Source organism: Syntrophorhabdus sp., from assembly GCA_012719415.1.
GTDB lineage: Bacteria > Desulfobacterota > Syntrophorhabdia > Syntrophorhabdales > Syntrophorhabdaceae > Delta-02.
The window spans coordinates 16,598-38,301 of record JAAYAK010000099.1 but is presented as its reverse complement, the minus strand read 5'-3'; the positions used below and the strand labels follow the sequence as shown (position 1 = coordinate 38,301).

General features: G+C 60.6%; 28 protein-coding genes. All 28 read right to left on the bottom strand.

Going from position 1 to position 21,704, the window contains the following annotated elements:
- Positions 1–11: 11 nt before the first annotated feature.
- The 28 genes from GXX82_06200 to GXX82_06065 all read right to left on the bottom strand — a co-directional run bounded on the left by GXX82_06200 (position 12) and on the right by GXX82_06065 (position 21,691).
- Positions 12–1,112, bottom strand: a complete 1,101-nt coding sequence (locus GXX82_06200) for a hypothetical protein (protein ID NLT22620.1) — start codon at positions 1,110–1,112, stop codon at positions 12–14.
- A gap of 11 nt (positions 1,113–1,123) precedes the next feature.
- On the bottom strand, positions 1,124–1,672 hold the full coding sequence (locus tag GXX82_06195; GenBank protein NLT22619.1) for a DUF2313 domain-containing protein: 549 nt from the start codon (positions 1,670–1,672) through the stop codon (positions 1,124–1,126).
- The gene (locus GXX82_06190; GenBank protein NLT22618.1) at positions 1,662–2,648 is read right to left on the bottom strand and encodes a hypothetical protein; all 987 of its coding nucleotides are present in this window, start codon (positions 2,646–2,648) and stop codon (positions 1,662–1,664) included. Before GXX82_06190 ends, GXX82_06195 begins: the two co-directional genes overlap by 11 nt.
- Complete coding sequence (locus tag GXX82_06185) at positions 2,645–3,016, bottom strand: hypothetical protein (protein ID NLT22617.1); 372 nt, start codon at positions 3,014–3,016, stop codon at positions 2,645–2,647. Before GXX82_06185 ends, GXX82_06190 begins: the two co-directional genes overlap by 4 nt.
- 8 nt (positions 3,017–3,024) lie before the next feature.
- Entirely contained in the window at positions 3,025–3,567 is a 543-nt protein-coding gene (locus GXX82_06180; GenBank protein ID NLT22616.1) for a phage baseplate assembly protein V, read from the bottom strand.
- On the bottom strand, positions 3,564–4,622 hold the full coding sequence (locus GXX82_06175) for a hypothetical protein (protein ID NLT22615.1): 1,059 nt from the start codon (positions 4,620–4,622) through the stop codon (positions 3,564–3,566). Before GXX82_06175 ends, GXX82_06180 begins: the two co-directional genes overlap by 4 nt.
- Positions 4,612–5,907 carry a hypothetical protein gene (locus tag GXX82_06170; protein NLT22614.1) on the bottom strand — a complete coding sequence of 432 codons (1,296 nt, stop codon included), beginning with the start codon at positions 5,905–5,907 and terminating at the stop codon, positions 4,612–4,614. The genes GXX82_06175 and GXX82_06170 overlap by 11 nt, the downstream gene beginning before the upstream one ends.
- Positions 5,904–7,721 carry a phage tail tape measure protein gene (locus tag GXX82_06165; GenBank protein NLT22613.1) on the bottom strand — a complete coding sequence of 606 codons (1,818 nt, stop codon included), beginning with the start codon at positions 7,719–7,721 and terminating at the stop codon, positions 5,904–5,906. The genes GXX82_06170 and GXX82_06165 overlap by 4 nt, the downstream gene beginning before the upstream one ends.
- Before the next feature lie 183 nt (positions 7,722–7,904).
- Complete coding sequence (locus tag GXX82_06160) at positions 7,905–8,231, bottom strand: hypothetical protein (protein ID NLT22612.1); 327 nt, start codon at positions 8,229–8,231, stop codon at positions 7,905–7,907.
- 2 nt (positions 8,232–8,233) lie between these two features.
- Positions 8,234–8,593 (bottom strand): hypothetical protein, encoded by a 360-nt coding sequence (locus GXX82_06155; GenBank protein ID NLT22611.1) that lies wholly within the window; start codon positions 8,591–8,593, stop codon positions 8,234–8,236.
- A gap of 18 nt (positions 8,594–8,611) precedes the next feature.
- A complete protein-coding gene (locus tag GXX82_06150; GenBank protein ID NLT22610.1) occupies positions 8,612–10,051 on the bottom strand; it encodes a phage tail protein in 1,440 nt (479 codons plus the stop codon).
- Complete coding sequence (locus GXX82_06145) at positions 10,041–10,232, bottom strand: DUF2635 domain-containing protein (protein NLT22609.1); 192 nt, start codon at positions 10,230–10,232, stop codon at positions 10,041–10,043. Before GXX82_06145 ends, GXX82_06150 begins: the two co-directional genes overlap by 11 nt.
- Before the next feature lie 13 nt (positions 10,233–10,245).
- Positions 10,246–10,767 carry a DUF1834 family protein gene (locus GXX82_06140; GenBank protein ID NLT22608.1) on the bottom strand — a complete coding sequence of 174 codons (522 nt, stop codon included), beginning with the start codon at positions 10,765–10,767 and terminating at the stop codon, positions 10,246–10,248.
- A 1-nt stretch (position 10,768) separates the two neighbouring features.
- Complete coding sequence (locus GXX82_06135; GenBank protein ID NLT22607.1) at positions 10,769–11,230, bottom strand: DUF1320 domain-containing protein; 462 nt, start codon at positions 11,228–11,230, stop codon at positions 10,769–10,771.
- Between the two features lie 51 nt (positions 11,231–11,281).
- Entirely contained in the window at positions 11,282–11,521 is a 240-nt protein-coding gene (locus GXX82_06130; GenBank protein ID NLT22606.1) for a hypothetical protein, read from the bottom strand.
- A gap of 12 nt (positions 11,522–11,533) precedes the next feature.
- Entirely contained in the window at positions 11,534–12,412 is an 879-nt protein-coding gene (locus GXX82_06125; GenBank protein ID NLT22605.1) for a hypothetical protein, read from the bottom strand.
- A 24-nt stretch (positions 12,413–12,436) separates the two neighbouring features.
- Positions 12,437–13,330 carry a hypothetical protein gene (locus tag GXX82_06120; GenBank protein NLT22604.1) on the bottom strand — a complete coding sequence of 298 codons (894 nt, stop codon included), beginning with the start codon at positions 13,328–13,330 and terminating at the stop codon, positions 12,437–12,439.
- A complete protein-coding gene (locus tag GXX82_06115; GenBank protein ID NLT22603.1) occupies positions 13,327–14,337 on the bottom strand; it encodes a hypothetical protein in 1,011 nt (336 codons plus the stop codon). The genes GXX82_06120 and GXX82_06115 overlap by 4 nt, the downstream gene beginning before the upstream one ends.
- Positions 14,334–14,861 carry a phage virion morphogenesis protein gene (locus tag GXX82_06110; GenBank protein NLT22602.1) on the bottom strand — a complete coding sequence of 176 codons (528 nt, stop codon included), beginning with the start codon at positions 14,859–14,861 and terminating at the stop codon, positions 14,334–14,336. The genes GXX82_06115 and GXX82_06110 overlap by 4 nt, the downstream gene beginning before the upstream one ends.
- A gap of 136 nt (positions 14,862–14,997) precedes the next feature.
- A complete protein-coding gene (locus GXX82_06105) occupies positions 14,998–16,143 on the bottom strand; it encodes a minor capsid protein (protein NLT22601.1) in 1,146 nt (381 codons plus the stop codon).
- On the bottom strand, positions 16,140–17,690 hold the full coding sequence (locus GXX82_06100) for a DUF935 domain-containing protein (protein NLT22600.1): 1,551 nt from the start codon (positions 17,688–17,690) through the stop codon (positions 16,140–16,142). The genes GXX82_06105 and GXX82_06100 overlap by 4 nt, the downstream gene beginning before the upstream one ends.
- A gap of 121 nt (positions 17,691–17,811) precedes the next feature.
- Positions 17,812–19,497: a phage terminase large subunit gene (gene terL / locus GXX82_06095; GenBank protein NLT22599.1), complete on the bottom strand. Its 1,686-nt coding sequence runs from the start codon at positions 19,495–19,497 to the stop codon at positions 17,812–17,814.
- Positions 19,487–19,999 carry a hypothetical protein gene (locus GXX82_06090; protein ID NLT22598.1) on the bottom strand — a complete coding sequence of 171 codons (513 nt, stop codon included), beginning with the start codon at positions 19,997–19,999 and terminating at the stop codon, positions 19,487–19,489. The genes terL and GXX82_06090 overlap by 11 nt, the downstream gene beginning before the upstream one ends.
- A complete protein-coding gene (locus GXX82_06085; GenBank protein NLT22597.1) occupies positions 20,000–20,245 on the bottom strand; it encodes a hypothetical protein in 246 nt (81 codons plus the stop codon).
- Positions 20,238–20,579, bottom strand: coding sequence for a hypothetical protein (locus GXX82_06080; GenBank protein ID NLT22596.1), 342 nt, complete (start codon positions 20,577–20,579; stop codon positions 20,238–20,240). Before GXX82_06080 ends, GXX82_06085 begins: the two co-directional genes overlap by 8 nt.
- Positions 20,576–20,782, bottom strand: a complete 207-nt coding sequence (locus GXX82_06075; protein NLT22595.1) for a hypothetical protein — start codon at positions 20,780–20,782, stop codon at positions 20,576–20,578. The genes GXX82_06080 and GXX82_06075 overlap by 4 nt, the downstream gene beginning before the upstream one ends.
- A complete protein-coding gene (locus tag GXX82_06070; protein NLT22594.1) occupies positions 20,772–21,209 on the bottom strand; it encodes a hypothetical protein in 438 nt (145 codons plus the stop codon). Before GXX82_06070 ends, GXX82_06075 begins: the two co-directional genes overlap by 11 nt.
- Positions 21,206–21,691, bottom strand: a complete 486-nt coding sequence (locus GXX82_06065; protein ID NLT22593.1) for a lytic transglycosylase domain-containing protein — start codon at positions 21,689–21,691, stop codon at positions 21,206–21,208. The genes GXX82_06070 and GXX82_06065 overlap by 4 nt, the downstream gene beginning before the upstream one ends.
- Between the last annotated feature and the right edge of the window lie 13 nt (positions 21,692–21,704).

Sequence of the window (21,704 nt, the reverse complement as noted above, 5' to 3'; positions counted from 1 at the left end):
GAAGGTCCTCCTTAGTATTCCCATCCTGATGTCCACAGGCTCCCAGCTAAGGTCACATACGGTGATCCTTGAAGGGCATAGTAGAGTGTTTGTGGGGTTTTGATTATTATGCTGTGCATTGCTTGATGCAACACACTACTACCTGCCCATCCGATTTGAGAACAGTTACCCGCCCACGAGCTATCACTCGCTAACAGGATCGACCCCACGCCCGAATTTGCCGTAATACCGAGGCAACCATGCCATATCCGCGCGGTTGTAGGGACACTAATCGTAACAGCCGTGTAGCTCGTTGCCGTCCCGCCTGACATATCGGCTGTCATTCCTTCCATCGTGACCCGGCGGCCAATTTGATAAGCCTTCCTGAAATGCCCGTCAGAGCCGTTGTACCAGGCCCCCGTATATGCCTTATATGTGTACCCCGCCGGCAGTGTGGGCGCCGTAGCGCTCGTCGAGAAGATGACCGACTTCGTCCCGTCGGCCTTGGCGATCACCCAGAGGTGGTACCATGTCGAGGCAGCCTCCGAGCCCGCATCAAGACCACCCGCGCCGCTCACCGTTATGTCTGCCGTCATGCTCAGATTGAGGATGCGCATCGGGTTGCCGGCGCTGTCTTGGAGGATCATCTCATCGGCGGTGATGTCGACCTGGTAATTCGGGTTCGAGGTGTTATTCTTGACGATGAGCCCCCGGGCCGCATCCCGAAGTGGCAGGGCCCTGGGCGCGGCCATGAGTTGGAAGTTCGTCCCGTCATAGATGACCGTCACGATCTGCCCGGCGAGGATGTCCCCGATGCTGAGGTCCTCGCTTCCGTTCTTCTTAATCGTCTTCGTGCCCAGCCCGTTGATATCGATCGTCGACGCCCCGGTGTTGGCGTTTTCGGCGTTAAAGCATATAGGCATGCCGGTGATGTAGGCGTCGAGCGCCGGAGAGAGCGACAGGACGTAAGCGTTAGCCTCCCCGGTATCCGCGGCATAGGCCAGCGCCCCCTCGCCGTCGATATCCCTCCCGGTGTGATGGTGGTTATTGACCTTGTTCAAGAAATCCGCTGTAACGATCGTTCCCGGGACCCCCTCCGCGGGGTTGCCGTCGACGTATGTGGTCTTGCTCATGGTATCCCTCCTTAACTGTAGTCAAATATGATGTAGGTGTGGGCAGGCTTCAGGTTGTTGAAGAGATCCTCGGGCGCCGTCACGGACGGCCACCATAGGAGCCTTTCCCCTCCCGTCGACAGCCCCGCCCGGAAATAGTACAGCGCCTGGCCCGATACCTTGACCCTCCAGATGAACCGCACTTCTTCCTCATAAAGGGGATCCCCGGCCCGGCTCCAGCCCGCCATGAATGGCTGCAGCTCCTCGATCGTGATCGTGTAGCCCATGGCGGCCGCCAGGGCGATGAAGTATGCCCGGGAGAGCCCGCCTCGCTCCCGGAGCTTGCGCACGACGTTATCCCTCCGGGACTGCAGCGTCGCGTCGGTTGCCGGCGTGAGGCCGCACACACGCTCCCAGTCGGTGAGGCACTTGACGCTCCTGTCCGGGAACATCTCCTCGAGGAGCTCCCGGGCCTGGGTTTCAGCGGCATCGAGAACGCTTCCTTCAAGGGCGATATCCCCGTCCGATACCCCCGTGAGCTCAATGGGGAAGAGAAGCCTGATCACATCGCTATGAGACATCGATCTCCCCCGGGCGTATCATCTGATAGTCCGTGCAAGAGACGTCCGCTGCCGGCGTCGTCACCGTGGCGTTGTCCGCGCCGTTCTGGATGGCGATCGCGGTGAGCTGCGAGGTGTAGAGCGTCTGACCCGGGATAAGCCCCTCCATGTACGCCTCGATGTCGGCCGCGATCTGCGTCTTATCCGCACTGTCACCGGTAACGGTCATCGTCACCGCCTGGCTGAGGATCTCGGGACCGAGGACCCGGACCACGGAGGCCGTGACCGGCCTCTGATCGTCGATGTAATCCTTCACCTCGGTGATGAGCGAGGGGATCTCGTAGGCCTCACCTGCCTGGGTGAAGATATCCGTATCCAGGGTGAGCTGCGTCTCGCTGTCGACGGATATGATCTTCGCCTCCGTGCCGGCGGAGGTGTTCGTCACCCGATCGCCCTTCTGTGCTCCCGAGGTGACGAAGGTGGCGGCCGTGTCGATGAGCTGGAGCTCACCCGTCGACGTCACTGTCCCGGAGAGGGTCGTGTGAGACGAGGGCACCTCGGCGCCCGTGTTCGCCTCGTTTGCCACGACGACGACATCCACGGTGCCAAGCCCCTGGGCGAGGGGATAGCAGTAGGCGGCAGCGACATTATCGATCGCCTTTGCCCATTTGACGTAGTCATACTTGTTGCCTCCCGCTGGCGGCCGCCGGATATATTCGAGGAGACGGGCAAGGAGCGAGGAGTCTGTCTCCTTGTACGTCCGGGAGAGTCCCCTGACCCAGACGTGGTGCTCCAGGGCCTCCGTGTCCGCCGAGTCAGGAAAGATCTGCTTCGAGATCCACTCCTGGTAGTGGTAGAGACCCCAAACCGCCGACGCGAGGCAGGCGCTCCGGATGAATATCAGGCTCCCCTGGGAGGTATCCGCCTCGGGGAACTGGTTGCGGTAGTCCGTCAGGATCTCATCGAGAAGCTCGTCAAAGTCCTTCTGAAAGTTCATACAACCTCCACGAATCTGTCAAAACTCACCTGCCGGCCGTCCGTCTGGGTCACCTCGACGAGGAGCTTCAGGCGGTGCAGGTCCTGGGAGCGGTCCCGCTCGGTGTGGATGTCGATCTTCGTGGCCCGTCCGCAGTCAATGAGCCAGGCCAGGGCCTCCCGGCAGTACTCCTCGGCGAGGGCGGCCGTCTTCTCGGTGTTCTTGGCCCGCTGTAACAGGTGCAGCCGGCTGCCGAAGTCCGGATTCTGGAACCAGGAGCCCCGCTTGACGACGAGGCTCAGATAGACGTTGTTCATGATGTCGCCGGCAGGGTCGAAGGTCATCTGGCCCACCGTCGCGTCGTCATCCGTCAAGATCTTGAAGTCCATGTCCCTCCCTAATGGGTGTGGTGGTTCGTATTGCCCGAGGTGTCGATGATCGAGCCCGTGGCGGTCAGGCTCCCGTCGAGCGCGAAATCCCCTTTCAACGTGGCCGCCGAGCTGCCGCTCGAGGACAGGATGTTGAGGGACTCACACTCCAGGACGATCGCCTTCGACTTGAGATGGATAAGTTCGGCCGCGGTCACTATCGCCGTCTTCGCCGTCACGTTCACCTCGTTCTCGATCTCCGCGGTGAGCTTGTTCCCGCTCTTGACGTAGATCTCCTTGTCGCGCTTCAAGCGGATCTGATCCCCCTCGTCTGTGTAGAGGCATACCTCGCCAGCCTCGAGACCGATCCGGTACCTGCGGTCATCCGAGGCGATCATCACGATGTGGTTGCCCTCCTGGACAAGGATCGCCTCGGCGCCGGCAAGGGGTACCGATGAGAAGCCGTAGTGCTGAAAGTACTCCCGATTCGTGATCGTCTCGTCCGGCCTGCCGGAGGCGCTGAACCGCTTTATCACCCCTTCAAAGACGGATTGAATAACGCCCCGTATCATTTCGCCACCCCCGGTTTGCCGAGCTTCACGCTCGTGAAGGATCCCTGTCTCGATAACTCCAGGGTCCGGCCGTAGATGAGATAGGTCCCCTCTATGCCGAGGACCTCGTCCTTTACCGTGCAGAGCTCGTTGATCGCCCAGTTCCTGCCGCCCTGGCTGTGGAAGGGCACCTTGTAGTGCAGCTGGAACCCGTCATGCCTCGCCTTCTCAAGAAGCATGCGGGCACGGAGAGCCGGGCTCTGGTAGTCGTTGTTGTCCTTGACCACCATGGGTTTGTAGAAGGGGACCGAGCTGTCCGTCACGCTCGCCTTTGTATTGATCTTGTTCGACTCGGAGTCATCGGTCCCCTGCTGCTGGCCGATGACGGTTATCTTCGAGTACTGCTTCGAGATGTCGTTTACCATCTCCCCTTCAAGGACGTTGTTGTCTTTCCCATCCCGGGTGCAAACGATAGCGTAAAGCGGAGTCCCCTTCTCCCTGGGTCTGCCGAAGACGAAGGTGCCGTCGGGCAGGGAGAAGAACATCATGCCCCGGCTCGCGGAGTACTGCTTCAACACCTCGAAGACTGTCATGCCCGGCTCGATCTGTGAGAAATTGTGTGGGACATCGATGAGGTTCAGCGAAGAGTCCCCCGAGGATTTTCCCTTCTTCTTCAGCCGTCCGGCGAAATCCTCCTGGTAGATGATCTTCTTACGGTTGATAAAAGGGATGCTTTTCAGGAGACGCTCCGCCAGGGATTTCACCGTCGTGCCCTGGAGGGTTACAAACTCCTCGCAGTAGGAGTCGACGAGAAGCCCCATGAGGTCCCGACCTTCGATCCGGAGTTTCTCTCCCGACTTGTCGTAGCTCCTGTTTACCCGGTCGATAATCCCGGTGAGTTCGGGCTCACCGTTGACATAGAGCTTACATTCCTGTCCGGCCGTTATGGCGATTTCCAGATGTGCTAACTCCAGAGAGAACGCATCATCGGCGGTGTAGATATCCGCCTCAATGGTATAGGACAGCCAGTTTCTGAGAACCTTGTTCCCGACGCGGAGCTCGACGTTATCGGACATAGATCTTCACCTCGCCGGCAGGGGTAAAGGAGGGGTTCTTGATCCTGTTGATGCTCTCCACCCGGTTCGCGTAGTTGTACGTTAGGCCGTACTTGAGGCAGATAAGGTGCAGGGGCAGCGTATCTTGTGTCTCCACGGTCATGATCTTATCCCGCTCGAGCTTGATCTCGTTCACGTGGAAGAGGAGGCCCGCCGCGGTCGACTTGAGGCTCGTCATGTTCCGGGAGAGGTCGACGGCCTCCTGGATGTCCGTCCGGGTATCCGCCAGGATCTCCTCGATCTCGTCGACGGTGAGGATCTCCTCTGTCGATTCGGGCTTGATGTAATTGCCAAGGGCGTCGAAGGACGGGGTTGACTCGAGGCGCTTGACCACGTCCCGGCTGTCCTCGTCGTCGCGGAAGATATAGGCCGTCTCCAGGGCCTTCCTCTGTGCGGAGGCGATCGTCACGTACTTTGCCATCCCTGAGTCCTCCGTGTCGTCGGCGAGGGACGTGAAGCTCCCATCGAGGCTCGACAGGAACCGTGTCGGTGATGCGCGGAGCGTGTCATAGAGAGAGACGTACCGCTCGAGCGTCCGGGCGATCGTGCCGATAACGATACCGGGAAGGGTGCTCGGGTAGGTGATCATCGCGAGGAGCGAGTCCGCGGGGTTCGTGATCGTGGAGAGCATCCCCGTGAGGTCCGTCACGATACTCTCCGCCTTCTTGACGTACTCCCGCGCCTTCATTGAGATGCCCGTGAACTGTCCGATGAGACCCTGTGCGGGATCGAGGATCGTCGAGAGGATCTCCTTGGCCTCGGTCCCGAGGAGGTCCCGGGCGTCTGCCTCGAGCTCCTCGATGAGCTCCGTCTGTCCCGTGGCAAAGTCGTCCTCGGCTCCCCAGTCGACGGCGCCCTTGTTCACGTACGTCGGTTCGGCTGCCTCCTTCGTGATGAGGCCCTGGGTGAAGGCAATATCCACCTCGGCGGTCTTCCTGCGGTCATCGTGGCGGACTGAGAAAGAATCAATCGAGCCCTTCATGAGGCCGTACTTGGGATGGAGGAGCTCGTAGGGATCCTTCTTCTCGAGGTGCTTCACGAAGTCCTTGTGGGTCTCGTAGGTCTCCTCATACCAGTAGCACCGCATCTTGATGACCCGCGCCTTCTGGCCCATGTCCTCTATAAGGGCGCCGTCGCGGAAGGGGAACTCGTACTTCGCGAGGGACTTCTCCACCGTATCCTCGATCGTCTCCATCTCGAGGTTGAAATCGTCTATCTTCGCCTCGAACCTCTCGTCATCGCTCATGGGAAGTACCCGTGATTCGATGTATTGACCTGCGTGTTCATGTTGTCTGAATTCGTCGTCACCCGACCATCCTTATCCACACTGATGTTGATGGTGTTTTTAACTCCCTCCTTGTTTAGCCAGTCATACATCCGGTCTCCCAGGCTTTTGTTATCATTGAAAAGCGCCTGTATCGCCGAATCAAAGGTATTGCTGATCCAGTTTTTTCCGCTTCCACCGCGGGCAATATCATACGCGCTGTAGAGCGCTGTGCCCGATGCAGCTGCGGCCAGGCCCGCCGTGGACGCAAGCGCACCGGCACCCCCGGTCAACCAGGCCAGACCTTTGCCTGCAAAAGGAAGTGCCTTCTTTATAAGAGATCCGGCCTTCGAAGCACCAGGGATGTCAGACGCAGCGCCGCCAAGACCCCCGGCGGGCCAGTTCGTGACAAAGACGGGGGTAACACCCGTAGTCGCCTCTACTGCTTTGCCTTCGGCGATGCCCGCCGCGGATCCGCCGAGCCTGCCCAGGAGTTTCTTTGCAAGAGGTCCGCCGAACCGATATGCTGCATAGCCGGCACCGAGCGCCGCAATCCCGCCGCCGACAAGCTGCTTCCCTGAGAGACCAAGACCGCTCACTCCGCCCGGAGTGCCAGTGTCATAATCGACGGCCCAATCTTCGGAATTCTTCTTCTTGTTGAGGAGTCTCTTGATACCGTAGGTTATGGCCTCTTTGACGGGCTTCGCGAAATCATCTGCGGCTTCGCGCATCCTCGCTTTCAGCCTGCCGGTCTGGTCGATCGCATTGTTGATTGCGTCATCAAGGTCGTTGTTTATCGTCCCTGCGGCCTGCCCGATCTTCGCGAGAAACTCTCCGGAGATCTTACCGAGCATGTCCCCCTTGAGGAGTGTCTGCATGCCCTTTATCGTGTCGAGGTCGGCGCCCTTCAGGGCCTTGCTCATAAAGGTCTCACGCTGTACAGTGGTCTCAAGTGCGTCGTATTTCTTCTTGATGTCGGCAAGGATCTCCAGCGGGTTGCGTCGTTCGCCGCTTGCATCGAAGAACTTGACCCCCGTCGTCTTCTGGGCCTGCTTCATGTAATTGAGGTTCGTGAAGAGCCTCAAGGTCGAGTCCGCGAGGGTTGCGAGTCTCTCCGGCTGCTTCTCGATGAGGGAGAGGCCCTCGATGAAGGCGAGCGTCTGATCGAAGCCCATGCCGGCGCGCGATGCATTGACGCCGACCCGGGCAAAAATATCGCTGAGGTTCTGCAGCTCGGCGTTTCCGAGCCGCCCAGCCGTGGTCATCTTATCCAGCAGCGACAGGGCCAGGCTTGGTTTGGACAGGTCGAACTGGAACGCCGTGGCCGCGACGGTGAGGCCCGAGGTCAATCGATCGGCATTCGCGCCGGTGACCGCCATTGCCTTGTTGGTTGCCTCGATGACGGGGAGTGCCTCCTTGAAATTCAGTCCGGCTTGGACGGCGTTGTTAAACCCCTGCTGCAGGTCCTCGACGCTCTGACCCGTCTCGGACGACATCCGGAACAGTTCTTTCCGGAGACCTTGGACCTCGCCCTTCGTCGCTCCCGCCGTCTGGCCGATCTGGGTGAGGACCTTGTCCATCTGGGCGGACTGTTTGACCAGCATACCTGCGCCGATCGACATCCCGAGGGACGCAAGCTTCCCTTCCACGGACGTCGCGGCGCTGCGGATCCTGTCGAACTCCTGTTTCGCGGTGTGGCCGAACTTCCTGAGGCCCTTCTCGCCAATGCCAAGCGCATTGAGGAGCTTCGAGGAATTCCCCGAAAGGATCAGTTCGAGAACGTTCTTGCTGCTCATACTTGCTCTGGTTTCCTTTTTACGATGTATGTTCGCCCGCGTTTCGGATTGACGATCTTCTCGTGAGCATCAAGCCAGGCTGCTGGATCCCTGGCATACATCGATCTTACATCCGAATAACTGAACCCCAGCCTGAGCATGGCCAGTATCGCCTGTCTGAGGAGAACCTCTGCCTCGGCGGAGCTAAGTCTCCGTTGACTCTTCGGGCCCGGATTGAAACCCCTCGGCCCGTCTCTGGGCCGTCTCCGCTGCCTCCGTCAGCACCTCGAAGTCCCGGGGGAACATAGACAGGAGAAGCTCCCCGTTAATGTCCTCTTTCGGGATATCGCCCAGCTTGATTATCTGGCATGCGTACATGCAAACTTCGCGATAACGGCTATTCTCCTGGGCCCGTTCCTCCTCGAGGGCGTCCACCATGTGGGCGACCCGGCGCGCCTCGATCTCCAGCTCGCGGTGGACCTGGCCGTTATGCTCGATGCCGATGGGGAGCGTGCGCTTTTCCTTTATCATGGTCACGTCTCCGTTCTCTTGTCGGCGCCGAGCTCGATGGTCTGGCTGGCTTCCTTCTCACCGTAGGAGGCTTCTCCGATCTTCGTCGTGAAGACGCCGCTGTAGGTGATCCGCTTGCCGTTGCCCCTGTCGATGGTAAGCGTCCCGTTCTCCACTTCCTCGAAGTTGAAGGGCGTTTGAGTCTTCGGGATCACGTACTCCACCTTGACCCCATAGCGGGCAGTGGTCTTCGTGAAACCCGTCTTGTTCATGAGATTGACAGGCCGCCGGACCTCGATCTCGTTCTCCGACACCTTGTTGAAATCGGTGATCTCCGTGCCGTTCACTTCCAGTGTTACCAATTCGACATATTCATCTGCCATGGTTGTCCTCCTTTTTGACTACAGCAGCAGGTCGATCCTGCCGGCGAACACGTGGAGCCCGTTGACGACGTCCGCGGGGATCCGGGCGTTCAGACGGTTCACATCCTGCAGGTCCCTCTCGACGATGAGGGCGTCCTTGTTTGCTTCAACCTCCTCGACCATCTCAAGTTCCTGGAGAAGAAGGAGCACGTCCAGGATCTCCGCACGGACCTTCGGCGGTGTCTTGCTCGAGAGCTTCTCCCGGGGAAAGCGCAAGCTGATCCGCTCCCGTACCGCCTTGCGGACATAGTCGAGGGTGCGGATCGTGGTGATATCGAGGAGCGACACGTCGTCAATTCCTTGGGCATCCTGGAGATAGGTGCTGATCGCCCTCGCGATCTGGACCGTCTCACCCGGGCCCACCTCAATGGGCGAGGCGCCGTTGTAAAGGAGAGTTTCCTGCTCTGTCCTCGACAGGCGGTCCGCGATGTTGGCAGGTGTGATGCCAGTGAGCGCGAGGGTGTTGAGCGGCCGCGCGGGATCCTCCTCCCAGGCCATGACGGCACCGAAGGCGGCCGCTATCTCATAGGGCATGCTCTGCACGAGGGTGGCCGCCGTATACCGGTGGTAGGCGCAGAGGATCCTCCCCGAGTTCACCTGGCCGGTGAGCGTCGTTACCGTCGACAGGGCCGCGTTCATGCCGTAGACCCCGACGCCTGGGCGCTGTTCCATGGGACCGCTCACCGAGTCGAGATGGGTCTTGAGCGTCGTGAGGTCCGTCTGATTGTTGTAGGGCGAGGCGATGATGTCGTATTTCTCCCCGAAGACGACCGCAAGCGCATCGGCCAGGGTCGGATTGGTGGCCCCGCTTGCCATGGCACTGATGGACACCGTCAGGGTCGATACGTTCGTGAGGACGTAGCTGAGATGTATGTCGTTGCCGCACAGGCCCTTGTTCTTTGCCGTCAGGGTGACGACAGCCCCGTCGACGCTCGCCGTCACGGGCAGGTCCGGGTGCTTGTCAAGCTCCGCCTCGAGAGCTGCGGCCACCGCAGCTGCGGCCGTCGACGTGGCGATGGCGATCTCCACCTTATGTGTTCCCACGTAGAGGGTCAGCACGCCGCTGCCCGACGCGGATGCGCCGAGAGTCACGGTCCCCACCGCGGGCTGCCCGGCACTCGCGTCATCGAGGGCGATGACGGTGAGGTCCAGGTAAGGATTGGCCGTGATGGCGGCCCGAGCCAGGAGGTGGCACATCGAGCCCGCGCCGAAGTAGACCTCCGCCTCCTTGTCGCTGAAGACACGGGTCGGGATCTTCTCCGCGACGGTGCCGGCCGATGTCCTCTGGCCGACGATAAGCATGCGCTGTTTGTTGTTGGGCAGCGTCCGCACGGCGAGCTTCGTGTTGAACTCGAAGTACTTGCCGGGCTTGCGGATCGATGAGGGGATGTTATCGAAGGATATGTTCTCACTTGCCATCGGTCTTTACCTCCTTTTTGTTTCCCGGGGCGGCAACAACGAGGGACCCGTCGGCGATGAGCCTCCGGTAGTATGCGGTCTCGGGTACTTCCACGGCCGCGCCGTCGGCGATGTATTCCCGCGGCCGGCCTTCCATTGGACAGCGCGTGCCGGGCGCTGCGGTAACTTTTAAGACTGCCATGATAGCCTCCTTTTCATGTCTCGGTTCCAAACTCCACGACGTCTTCCGCGTCGGCGACGTCATCACCGGGTTTGAGATAATACTTGAATCCCATCTCGAGGAGATCCTCCGCTGTCGCGGCTTCATCATCGATCCTGTCGATGAAGAATCCGGTCTGGAACTCCACGGCGAAGACGATCTTTCCGTCCTTCTCCTCTTCCTCGAGGGTGATGTTCTCGATTCCCTTCGGCCGCATAGGGTCAATGGGGAGATCGAGCGTCTGCAGGATGAGGGCAGCCGCCACGGCCTCCAGGACAGGGTACATCCCTGCACGCCGGTCCTTCGTCGAGCGCATGTTCTGAAACGTCACGACGACGAAGATCGAGGGTCTCAGCTTGTACTTCTGACCAACCTTCTCAAAGGGTCCAGGTCCCGTGTATACCTCGATTGCCGGCATGGCCAGCGAGCTGTGCTTCTCTTCGATATCGACGTGCTTCGGTTCGGGAACCTTCAGCGTGAGCCTGGCGGCCACGGCCTCTTCGATCTGCTCAAGCATGTCAGAACCCCTTCAGCGAGTCGCGGGTGAAGACGCGATCGCTCGTTGCCTTGTTGGCCTGGGCGCTGTCGGCTGCCACCGATGCCGCCGGCTCCGGATCGACGCCCAGGGAGAGGAGTCCTCTCGCGACGTCCTTAAGCCTGGCCACGGCCCTCTCGTAGCGCTTCTCTACCTTCTCCGGGATGGTTCGCCGCGAGTACAGGTAGTAGATGGCGAGATCCACGGAGAGCTTGTTCACGACGGCCGGGACCGGGGAGAGCGGTACCGAGTACTTCACGGCGCAGTACCCGTCGATCTCCGCATCCGCCGTTTCGATGGCCTCGTCGATGCGGGCGATGATGCCGGCGTGATCCGGATCCCCGGTGTCGATCGCCGCGGGTTTCAGGTTCTCGTCATCGGTGAGCTGGATAATGGTCGTCTCGTCCAGGGCCTTCGTGATATCGTCGAGCGTGCAATATGCCATGGTTTGTAAAGGAGGAGGGCAGGGCCCTCCTCCTGGCCTCCTTGTCCTTTATTACTTCTCTTTGCCCTTCTTCCCGGATTCGTCCTGGCCCGGAGCTGCTTTCTCCTTGTCCTGGGCCTTTCCCTTCTCCGGATCTTTCTTCTCTTCCGGGAGAACTTCGACGACGAGCATGGACTCGGTCTGAAGGACCTTTAGGGTCTTCTCGTCGACGTCGTATTCCGCGGGTGTACTCGAGAACGTGATCCCTGCCCTGCGGAACTTCTTCGGTATCGATTTACACTTGATCTTCATTGAGGCCTCCTTCTACGCCAGCCAAGGCACGACAACGAGCTCAGCCGTGTGGTACCAGACGTTCGACGCGCCCGTGGCATCCTTCTCCGCCTCGAGGACCGTCCTTCCCACTGATTCCAGGGTGGGCGGGACAACGAGATGCGTGGGTTTGATCCCGAGGGGCGTTCCTTCATCGTTCGTGAAGGACATCATCGCCGAGCGCGCGGCGGCATAGTTCGCCCCGTTAAGGGTCTGCTTGCTGCCGTAGGCGAGCTGCCAGAGGCCAAAGCCCACGTTCTTCCGATCGTCGACACCGTAGCGGTATTTCTTGCGCATGAAGGCGTTCTCATCGTCGGGCTTGTCCATGGCAACGAACTCCGGCTCCTTGCGGCGCTGCAGGATGAGGGGCTTGATGGGGCGCGAGAGGTCCGTAAGGTACCAGCCCGTACCTGACCCGCCTCCGGAATTGGCCACCGAGGCTCCGTTTACCTCATGGTCGGTATCGAAGAAATACTGCCCGTCGTAGCACCGAGTGGAGAAGCCGAGCTTGAGCAACGCGAAGGCAAGGATGTCAGGGTGGACCTTCGCGGACTGGGCGAGCCCCTGGATCATGGGCGTGTAGACGCCAATCTGATCGTCCTCGATGTCATCCCGGTCGACCTCGATCGTGGCCTCGTAGGACTTGTTGACGAGCTCGTAGTGGAAACCGGACAGGTCCTTGATGACCCGATCCCCAAGCCACTCGCGCATCTGCGGGAAGTTGCCGAGCCACTTGTAGTCGACGCTTCTACCGGTGGAAGGTACCCGCATGGCGACAAGATCGACCTGGCTCTTCGCGGCCGCCAGCGCCTCCTTGAAGATGGTGCTGAAGGTCTTGTGTATCCCGGAAAGTGCTGCCTGGTTGATAATCATTGTTGGCCTCCTTTGTAGGCTCTTTTATTCGCCGTCATCGATGTACATGACGAGCGTGATGTCGCAGTTCGCGCCGGCTCCCGATGCCGTCTCGTTCGCCTTGATGATGAAGTCCGTGTCCTTGGCGACGGCGATCGAAAGGGCCTCCGCCTCCCCCTGGGTGTCCGCCCCGGCGATGGAGAGGAGTTCCGTGTCATTGAGCTTGAGCGTCAAGGTCTTGTCCGCCCCGGGGGCCGTGCCGAGGTTCACGTATGCCCGCTTCACCATGACGGGGTTCGGGGATTCGATCGCCGGCAGGGCGATCGCGTGGTCCGCTGCGTCCTTGGTCCACCCGGTAAACCTGGGGAGAGTCAGGAAGAAGGGGCCCTTGCCGAGCTTCTGGAGCTGAGCTTCGACAGTGGCCTCAGCGGCGGGGAAGTGGTTCCCCGCGTCCGCCGCGGAGATGGCGGAGGCCGCGTGGGCTCCCGACGGGTCCGCGATGTGCGAGGCGACGTCCGCCTGCAGGATCGCGGGGAGGATGTCGACGAATGCGTGCGTCGTGTCGACGAACTGGGCGATGATGCCGCAGAAAATATCGTATGTCACGTTTCCCGCGAGATCCACCAGTTGGTCGTCGACGAGGAAGACGTTGTCCCCGACGTTCGCCTGGCTGATCTCCGTGGCAAATTCCATGAGGAAGAGCCCGCGCCGGCGAATGACGGCCAATTCGTCTCCGTCCTGGCCCAGGCTGTTGTCGATGGAGCTCCGGGAGACGCCGGCATAGATGAGGCCGCTCGTATCCCCTCCCGGGACGAGGAACCCCGCCGTGTTGAAGCATGCGTTCGCGCCGGCGAAGATCTTGCTGCCCCCATCGACCGGGGCAGGAACATCGACGCCCTCGGTGTATTGCGTCCTCTTGTCTGCAGTCAATGCGGTCATGCTTCACCCCCTTTATTGTGCTTCTTGAACGTTTCTTCATCGACGCCGCACATCTTGTTGATCTGGGCCTGGACGTCATCGATCCCGGTACCGGCCTCCTTCTGGTCGGTGACCACCTTGCCCTCGATGACGACGACCGGGGCCTTCGAGACGAAGACCTTAAAACCCTCCAGGTCGCGCTTCGCGTAGTCAAGGGCCCAGTCCTTCTGTGCCGGTGTGATCTTGCCCTCCTTCATCGCCATCTCGACGGCGCCGTCGGCGTCCCTCTGAATCAAACCCGCCTTGAGCGTGTTGAGTTCCTTCACCACGTCGTCGATCTTCGTGTGTGACTGTTTCATCGCGAGGATGGTGGCGACGATCTCCGACTCCGTAGCTGACTCCGCGAGGCCCAGGGCGTCGAGGACTCCCTTGTTCGCGATAATCACCGTCTTCCCCTCAAGGGCGATCTTGAGCTTGTTCACCGCCGCGATCGCCGCCTCTTCCTTTGCGTCCTCGGAAAGACCGAGGAGTTTCCACAGTTCTTTCATGGTTGCCTCCTTTGTATTTGTGTCCCCCTCGAAGCCGAGCTTGTTGGCAAGGGGAACCATGCCGTCGATGTTCGGCTGGTTTGTGAGCGCCACGTTGATGAGCCGGATGACCCTGTTGTCGGAGATCCTCTTCAAGAAGACGGGCGAGACGTACCGGTATTCCCTGTTGGCGATGTACTGCTTCGCCCTGTCCGTCCACTCGATGACGGCCCATATACCGTCGGCGCCCCTGTTCACGAGCGTCTTTATCCACCCCGCGGCCGGGGCCTCAACGGGAGGATCGGCGACCGTCTGGTGCTCGTAGTCGATGACCATGTCGTTCGTCTGTGCCTCGAAGGCCTCGACGATCCCGCGGGCCCCCTCGTCGTCGAGCGTGAACGGTCCCTTGGGGGTGTCATGGTACCCGTAGGGGATCACCTGGATCTCGGCGGGCACCTTGCCCTCGACATCCTTGCAGATTAGAACCAGCGCGTTCTTCATTCCTGTGCTCCTTTCATGAGAAACCCCCTGAGGCACTGCCCGATCGATGGCCAGTCTTCGTCCTGGACCAGAAGATAGGGTCTCGCGGGGATCTTCACCTTCTTGTTCCTGCCCGCCATGCCGCCGAGCTGATGGATGCGGGCGTAGACCAGGTTGGTGCCCACAACGACACGGTCGGTCTCGGCGCGGGCAGTAACCGAGTTCTGGAGTCGTGCCGTGTCGATGAGGGTCTTTCTCCCTGATGAATAACGGTCGAAGGCCTTGGTGAGACGGCCGCGGATGGTGTACGCCTTTCGGTTCCCGCCCGATTTTGTCTTCTTCCCCGTGTACGCCTGGTAAATGGAGCGGATCCGCGTGGGCTCCCACTTATCCGGACGGCCGCCTTCCTCGAAGTTCCTGATCACCGAGGACCGGATGATCTCCCCGATCGCGCGGAAGGCGGGGCGGAGGTCCTTCACGTTCCTCTGGAGTCTCGTGAAGAGCCGCTGCACCTTTTTGTCCTTTATCTCGACGTCTATCTGCATCTTGACAACTCCCCCGGGTGTGGTAAACTTTGTACTGTTGATGGGGCTGACAACTGGAAAGTCGCCGCGGCCAGTTGGACGGGTCCCGGGCCTACGGGATCGGCCCTATGAGGGATGTGGCGCCCCTCCGGCCCCATCATAACTTCCCCCGGATAATCTGATATCTCCTGCCCATTAAGTCGCCCCTCTTGACCTTTCCTGCCGTTGCGATAATGTTGACCGGCTCCGGCGCTCCCTTCAGCCTGTAATTGACACGGGTTACAACCTTTATCTTCCTGTCCCTGTCGGTGACGACGTAGAGGAGCGCGGGGTCCTGGGTATCCCAGAGGATGGCCTCCGCATTCGCCACGATGTCCGGGAGCATCTTCAGTTCCTCGGGGGTCAGGGCATTGCCCCTGAGTCGCTTTGCGGTCCTTGCCGCATGGAGCATGCCGCGGTCATCCGCGATGATCACCGGCGATGCGATGGCGATGTTCTCCCCTTCCAGGTATTTCATGGTGGCCAGGTCCATCCAGCCGACAACGGACGTCGCGCCGCGGGCCTTTCCGTCTCTCACGATATCGTCGATCCAGGATGAGAATGCCGCCTTCCTCGGGGAACTCTCCACCATCGAGGCGACGAACGCCTCCCTGACGGCCTCCGGTGCCCTCTGTGCCTTCTCCCAGGCAATGAGGTCTGTCCGGTACGCCTGTCCGGGATTGCCCGCGAAGCCGGGGTCCGCGATGCCCGGCGCCTCCTTTTCGATCGACAGTTTCTCCCGGGAGACCTCTCCTTTCGTCAGTGCCCTCACGGTGCAGCGGCAGTTGAAGCCGTTCGGAGGATAGCTTGTGGACCAGAAGGGATCGTCGTGAGGCAGTGTCCTGCCGTTCATTACCGCATGGGCTGGGCGTGTCCGGGAATCCATTACAGCCACGTATTGCCAGTACGGGTGACTGCCGGTGACCTCCATCTGTCTCTGGTAGTGGCCCGCCTGGTAGGCTGCCTGGACGTTCGTGCGGAATATCGTCTCGAGCCGGTAGGGACTCAAGCCTTCCCAGCCCCGCCGCGCCATGGTCTGCTTCATGTCCTTCTTGAAGTCTGCGAACGTCGTGCCATCGGCAATCGCCCTGTCGATGGCGCCGTGAATGTCGGTGAGGACGTCCATCCGGGTGACGCCGGAGACCGTGAAGGCCTTCGCCTTTGCCACGTCGCTGAGCTGAGCGTATTTCTCGGGTGTCAGGACCGTTTTGTCCCGGAAGAACATGATCGCTTCATCAAAGGGAAGGCTTTCGAAGGAGATCATGCGAGGGTCCTTCCTTTCAGGTCAGCTCTGATTATCGCCTCCGCCAGGACGCGACGGAACTCATCCATCCCGATGTCGGTGTAGACCTCGGCGAGCATCGCCTGGAGATCGTCAAAGGACTCCGCCTTCTCGACGATCCACTCGATGGCCGACAGGTCGATCGCACCCCGCGCAAGGGCATCGTCGGCCAGGGAGTCTATGTATCTCTGGGCGGTAATGAGGTTGTCGATGTCGTCCGGTACATCCGCCTTGTGGGCCGTCTTCTCGACGGCGGGAGCGTCGTCACCGGGTCCGCCCGGCTGCCGGAGCCTCAGGGTCTTCTCTCCCGCCTGGGGTTTCGGGATGCCGAAGCGGTCATGGATGTGGCTCTCGGGGATCCCCTCGAAACCCGCCTCCTTCACCAGGATGCCATACACCTTCGCAGCCTTCTCCAGGTCCTCCTCTTCCTCGCAGTGGATCTTGAATTTGGGAACCCCCTTGCCGGGCCCGTAATTGAACATGACCCAGGGGGTGAGAAGGTGGAACTTCGTCGTCTTCATGAGGGCCTTGGCGTCAGACTCCCTGAGGTCCTGCCTCAATTCGGTAGCCTGCTTCTCGGCGCCGAGCTTCCCCGGGGTGCTATCGGCGTTACCCGTGTGCCCGAGGACTGCCTTGCTCATCGCCTTGTCGCAAAACTCGGCGAACTTCGCGTGCGAGCTGTTCGTGCCCGTCACCTTCGACTCCAGGATCTCGATCATCGTCGACTCGGAGATTACGGCGGCCGCGTCGACGCCGAGGTTGAAGACAGCCCGCTTGAGCGCATCGATGTCGTTCGACGACGCCCCCGGCTTGTACTTGCCGATCCGCATGGGGACAGAGAAGAGCTCGTTGAAGATCAGCCAGTCCTTGATGTCGTAGTTCTTGAAGAGGTACATCCAGGCACAGGGCCGAAGGAGGCCTCCCCGGGGCGTCGCGCCCGAGCGGGCCTTGTAGGCGTGGACGAGGAACTTGTTGGGCGGCAGGTCCTCGCCCCAGACGGGTGCATCGTCGGTGAGGAGCCGGGGGCGCTTGAGGAGTCCCTGGGGGGAGTTGAAGGTAAAGCGCTTCTGGTGGACCCACTCGAGGGTCTTCACCCAGACCTGCCCTTCCGAGATCTCCCACATGATCTCCAGCGCGGAGAATCCCTTCCCCACGGCGTCGAGGATGTCCATGAGGGCATCGTCGAAGTTCTCGATGTACTCGATCATCTCTCTCGCCGCCGCCGCGATCTTCTTGTCTTCCGCGCTGTCACTGGCCGGCAGGACATCCCACTCGAGACCCGTCACTGCAAGCTTCCTCGTCTGGAGGATACCGCCGAGGTGGAGGTCCTTCTCCTCCATCTCCTCGAAGAGCTCCGCCTGGCGCGTCACATCCCCCTGGTCAGCCTCCTTGAAGATCCGTGCGAGGCGCTCCGGGGTGAGCCCCTGGGAGGGGTAGGAACCGTAGCGGTCCCGGACCGTCTGGACGGCGATTTCTTCGAGGATGGGCTTGTTGGAACGGATCTCCCGGCCGAACTGGTCTACGAGCATAACTAAATGGCCTCCCAATTCGCCGTTGACATAGTTATAACACCTGTCAATGGCTTCATGCGGGTGTTTGCCCTTATAAAGGGTCCGGCCTCAAAATAAGGCCTTTTTTTCGCCTGTCTCATCACCATGCTCCTCTCGCTGCAAATCTCAGTCGATGGTCCCCTTCATCGTCATCCCTTTTGAAGACTCCCCGGGTGGCCACCGTCGTGTATTCCACGGACCCGGCGAGGCCTTTCTCGAGCAGGCTCTTGAGCATCTCGAGCGCATCCGGTCCGTCGTCATGGCCGCCCTTGCCCCTCGGCCGGTAGTAGATGAGGTGCTTTATCAGTTCGCCCATCCCCTGCCTCTTGAACCGGATCCACCCGTTCTTCACCCAGGGCTGCAGGGTGATGATGCGCAGGTCCTTGTCGACGTTGGGCTTGACGCCCTCGACGTACACCGTCATGCCCCGCTTGTGGGTCTCTGCCTCGAAGGCGTCCTTGAAGTACTCCTGGAACTGCACGTCCTCGATCACGACCTGGTTGAAGCGATCCCGGGTGTGATAGGTCATGAAGTCGTCGATGATCTTGTCGGGGTGCCTCTTCTCAATGTCCGCCACGGTAAGGTAGATGGTCCCGTCCTTCATCCGGCCGCCGATGATGGCGGAAGGGTCGGCCGCGCGCGACTTCTTGCCCATCGACGGGTCGATGGCGCAGCCCTGCTGGATCCCGGAGAGGTCGACCTCATCCTCGTCGTAGTACCGGATCCACTCTTCGAGGAAGACGGCGTCCTCGGGGTTCAGGGGCTCGTTCTGCTTCTCCGAGTTGAAGTACGCCGGACCCTCGGAGACGTACATCTTCATGAGGTAGTAATAGGGCTCACGTTCTTTCCAGAGGACCTCGGTGCCGGAGAGCATCTCCGCCTGGTGTTTTGTAAAGAATGCGTCCGCCGCGGACTCCGCCTCCTCCTTGCCGACGCTCACATCCGCGAAGATCTCTTCCCATCTCTCCCAGAGCTTCGATCGTGACCATTTCAAGACGGCCTTGAATTTACGCCCCTTCCATCCGGGCTTCTTAAGCAGGTTCGCAAGGAGCGAATCGTAGTGGAGGATCGTGCCGACGACGATGTAGACCGTATCGGGCTGCCCGATCTTCATGAGGGCCTTCATGAACCACTTCTCCAGCTTCTTGCGCTGGTCCGGGGACTCCACGGACTCGTCGTTCTCGAGGTCGTCACAGATGACGAGGTCGGGCCTGCGGGATCCGTGGCGCATGCCGCGGAGCTTCTGGCCGGCGCCGACTCCTCTGATCTTTACCCCGTTGCGGGTGATGATCTGGGAGGCCTGCCAGACGGGACCCTCGCCGCAGAGATCAGGGAAGTCCTGCTTCAGTCTTTCGTTGGTTTCCAATTCTGCCTTGATGAAGGAGATGAAGTCTGCCGACTGCGCGGCCGTCTCGCTGACGATGAGCGGAAACAGGCGGTGCCTGTATGCGGCGCACCACAAGGGAAGGATGAGCGTGGTCCAGGTGGACTTTGCGTTACCCCTCGGTGCTGCATCCGCCTCCCGGTCTCCCTCTCCCGTCTCGCTCGCCCGGAGGACCATCTGCGGGTACCTCAGGGAGAAATACTTGTGCAGCTCCGACGGGGGCGTATCGAGATAATGAGGGAAATAGGTCAGCCCGAAGTATTCCAGGTCCTTCCTGGCCCGGCTCATCCTCTCGCGCTGAGCGTTGCGGTCATCGGAGAAGGGTTTGGCCTTGCTCTGGATAAGAGCCCGGAGGGCCTCGACCTCCCGGTTGAACATCCTGTCTTTGGCGCTAAGCGGCATACGTCTCCTGTGCGTACCTCACGAAGTCGTCGAAGTTCCGCTCGATCGCCTCGAGTGCGGCGGGGTCGTTCTTTCCGAGATACCCGATGAGGTCCTTCATGAAGTCGAGGAAGAGCGCCGCCTTGACGGCCCCGGTCTTCGCCTTTATCTCCGTGATGGACTTGACGATCCCCGTGTAGGCGAACATGGCCTGGTTGTCGACCCTGCCCGGCCCCAGGGTCTCGAAGTACTCCTCGTAACGCTCCTGGACCTTCTCCAAGGACAGAAGCGCCCGGGCCTCTGCGCTCATCGCCGGGTCGCCTGTCTTCTTCTCGTACACCTCGGCGCGGGCCGCCCGGTCCTTCCATCCGTACTTCTCCATCCAGTCATAAAGGGTGGGCTTCGAGATGGAGTATCCGTTCCTCTTGAGCTCGGCGAGGGTCTGCTCCACGTTCTGTCCGCAGGAGCGCCAGGTCTCGTAGGCGTCCTCGCGGGTCTCGAGCTGGTAGGATCTGTTCGCCATCTATTGCAGCTCCTTCTCGGCGAGATCGATCTCATGCTGCAGCTGGAGGTATTCTGCCTGGAGCTTCTCGAGCTCGGCGGAGATCTCGGCCACCATGGCGAGCCGCAGGTTCTCGGGCCTTGTGAGGGGATAGCCGGCAAGGGCCTCCTTGATGTCCTTGACCTTGCGGTCGATGTCCGCCGCGAGCGTGAGGGCCCGGAACTTCCTCGCCTGTATCTCCGTCTTGAGCCTCGCTATCTCACCCATGCATATCCTCCATGTGGACCTTCTTCACCCGCGCCAGGGGACAGTACTGGTTCGCGTTGATCTTGTCGATCGCCTCGCTCCACTTCGCGGTGTTGAGCGTGATGACGTCGTTGAGCCCGTCCGCCAGTCTCGCGTAGGCCTCGACGAGCTTCACGTTGCTCTTGTACATGGCCTCCATCGCCGCGATCCGTTTCTCGTGGGCCCGCTCCATGATGAACGTGAAGACCCAAGGACCGAAGATGATGACGATGAGTAGCGTCCCTATCGGAAGGGCGCCGAGCTTGTCGATGATCGTCGCGATCGCTGCCAGGGTATGTGCGGTCTCGGGGGTCATCGGACACCTTTCTTCATGTCGTCCAGGGCGCCCCTCATCTCCGCCTGGTAGCCCTTGTCGAGGACGCGGTTCTTGAGGAGGTTCCGCGCGCTCTCGTCGTCCGACGTGCAGTAGAGACCGTCCTTCCTGATGAAGGTGACCGGGTAGTACTCCGGGAGCGCCGGAGGCTCCGGGACCTGCTGCCTTATGTACTCAGTCTTCACGACCTGCCGGCCATCGTTCATTGACATACAGCCCGTTGAGAGCGTCGAGGACAGGATCGCCAGTACCGCCATCGCCAGTAATGCCCTTTGTCTCATCTGTTTTCACCCCCGGTTTGAGGTTATCGATCCGCGCGATCTCGGCGGCCGTGCGCTCCTTCTGCCGGAGCCGTGCCGTGCAACTTGCCTGCGCCGATTGCAGCTCCGCCTTCATGCTCCCGATCGTCGTCTGGCTCGTCGCGTTCGCGTCCTGGCAGTCGGTGAGCTCCTGCTTCTTGGTTGTGAGCTCCTGTTTCACCTTTGCCAGTTCCACGGCCACAGTATCGATGCGGGCCTGCTGGACCTTGCCGACGATCGCGCCACCGATGACGGCGCCGATGAGGACGGGAGCAAGAACCTTCGCGATCCTGAGGACGATCTCTGCTGTCATCTGTACCTCTCCCCCCTTCGCTCGATCTGGCGAGGGTAGTCGATGTTCACCCTGCAGAGATCGAGAAGGCTGCCGTTCCTGAGCCGGATGACCTTGCGCCGGCACTGGCTCTCCACGGTCTTACGGTCGCAGGACCCCGCGCGGCGGATCTCCCTGTTCAGGATCCCCTGGCCGCCGTTGTAGGCCCTGAATGCGTAAGACCAGTCCTCACACAGGACCACCCCGTAGAGGTACCGGTCGTACAGGATGAGGGCCCGGATGGACCACCGCACATCGTAGGGTGACGGCGTGACGGAGATCTCCCGGAGGGCCTCCTCCCGGTCGTGTATCCACTCGGCGGTTTTCGGCATGAACTGCCCCAGGCCCGCTCCGCCATCGAAGGCGGTAACGCCCGGCCTGCATCCGCTTTCCTGTTCGATCTGCCCGAGAAAGAGGTGCCAGGGGGCATTAAGGCCGATGTGGTAGTGGGCCTCCCGGATCACGCGGGCCTTGTAT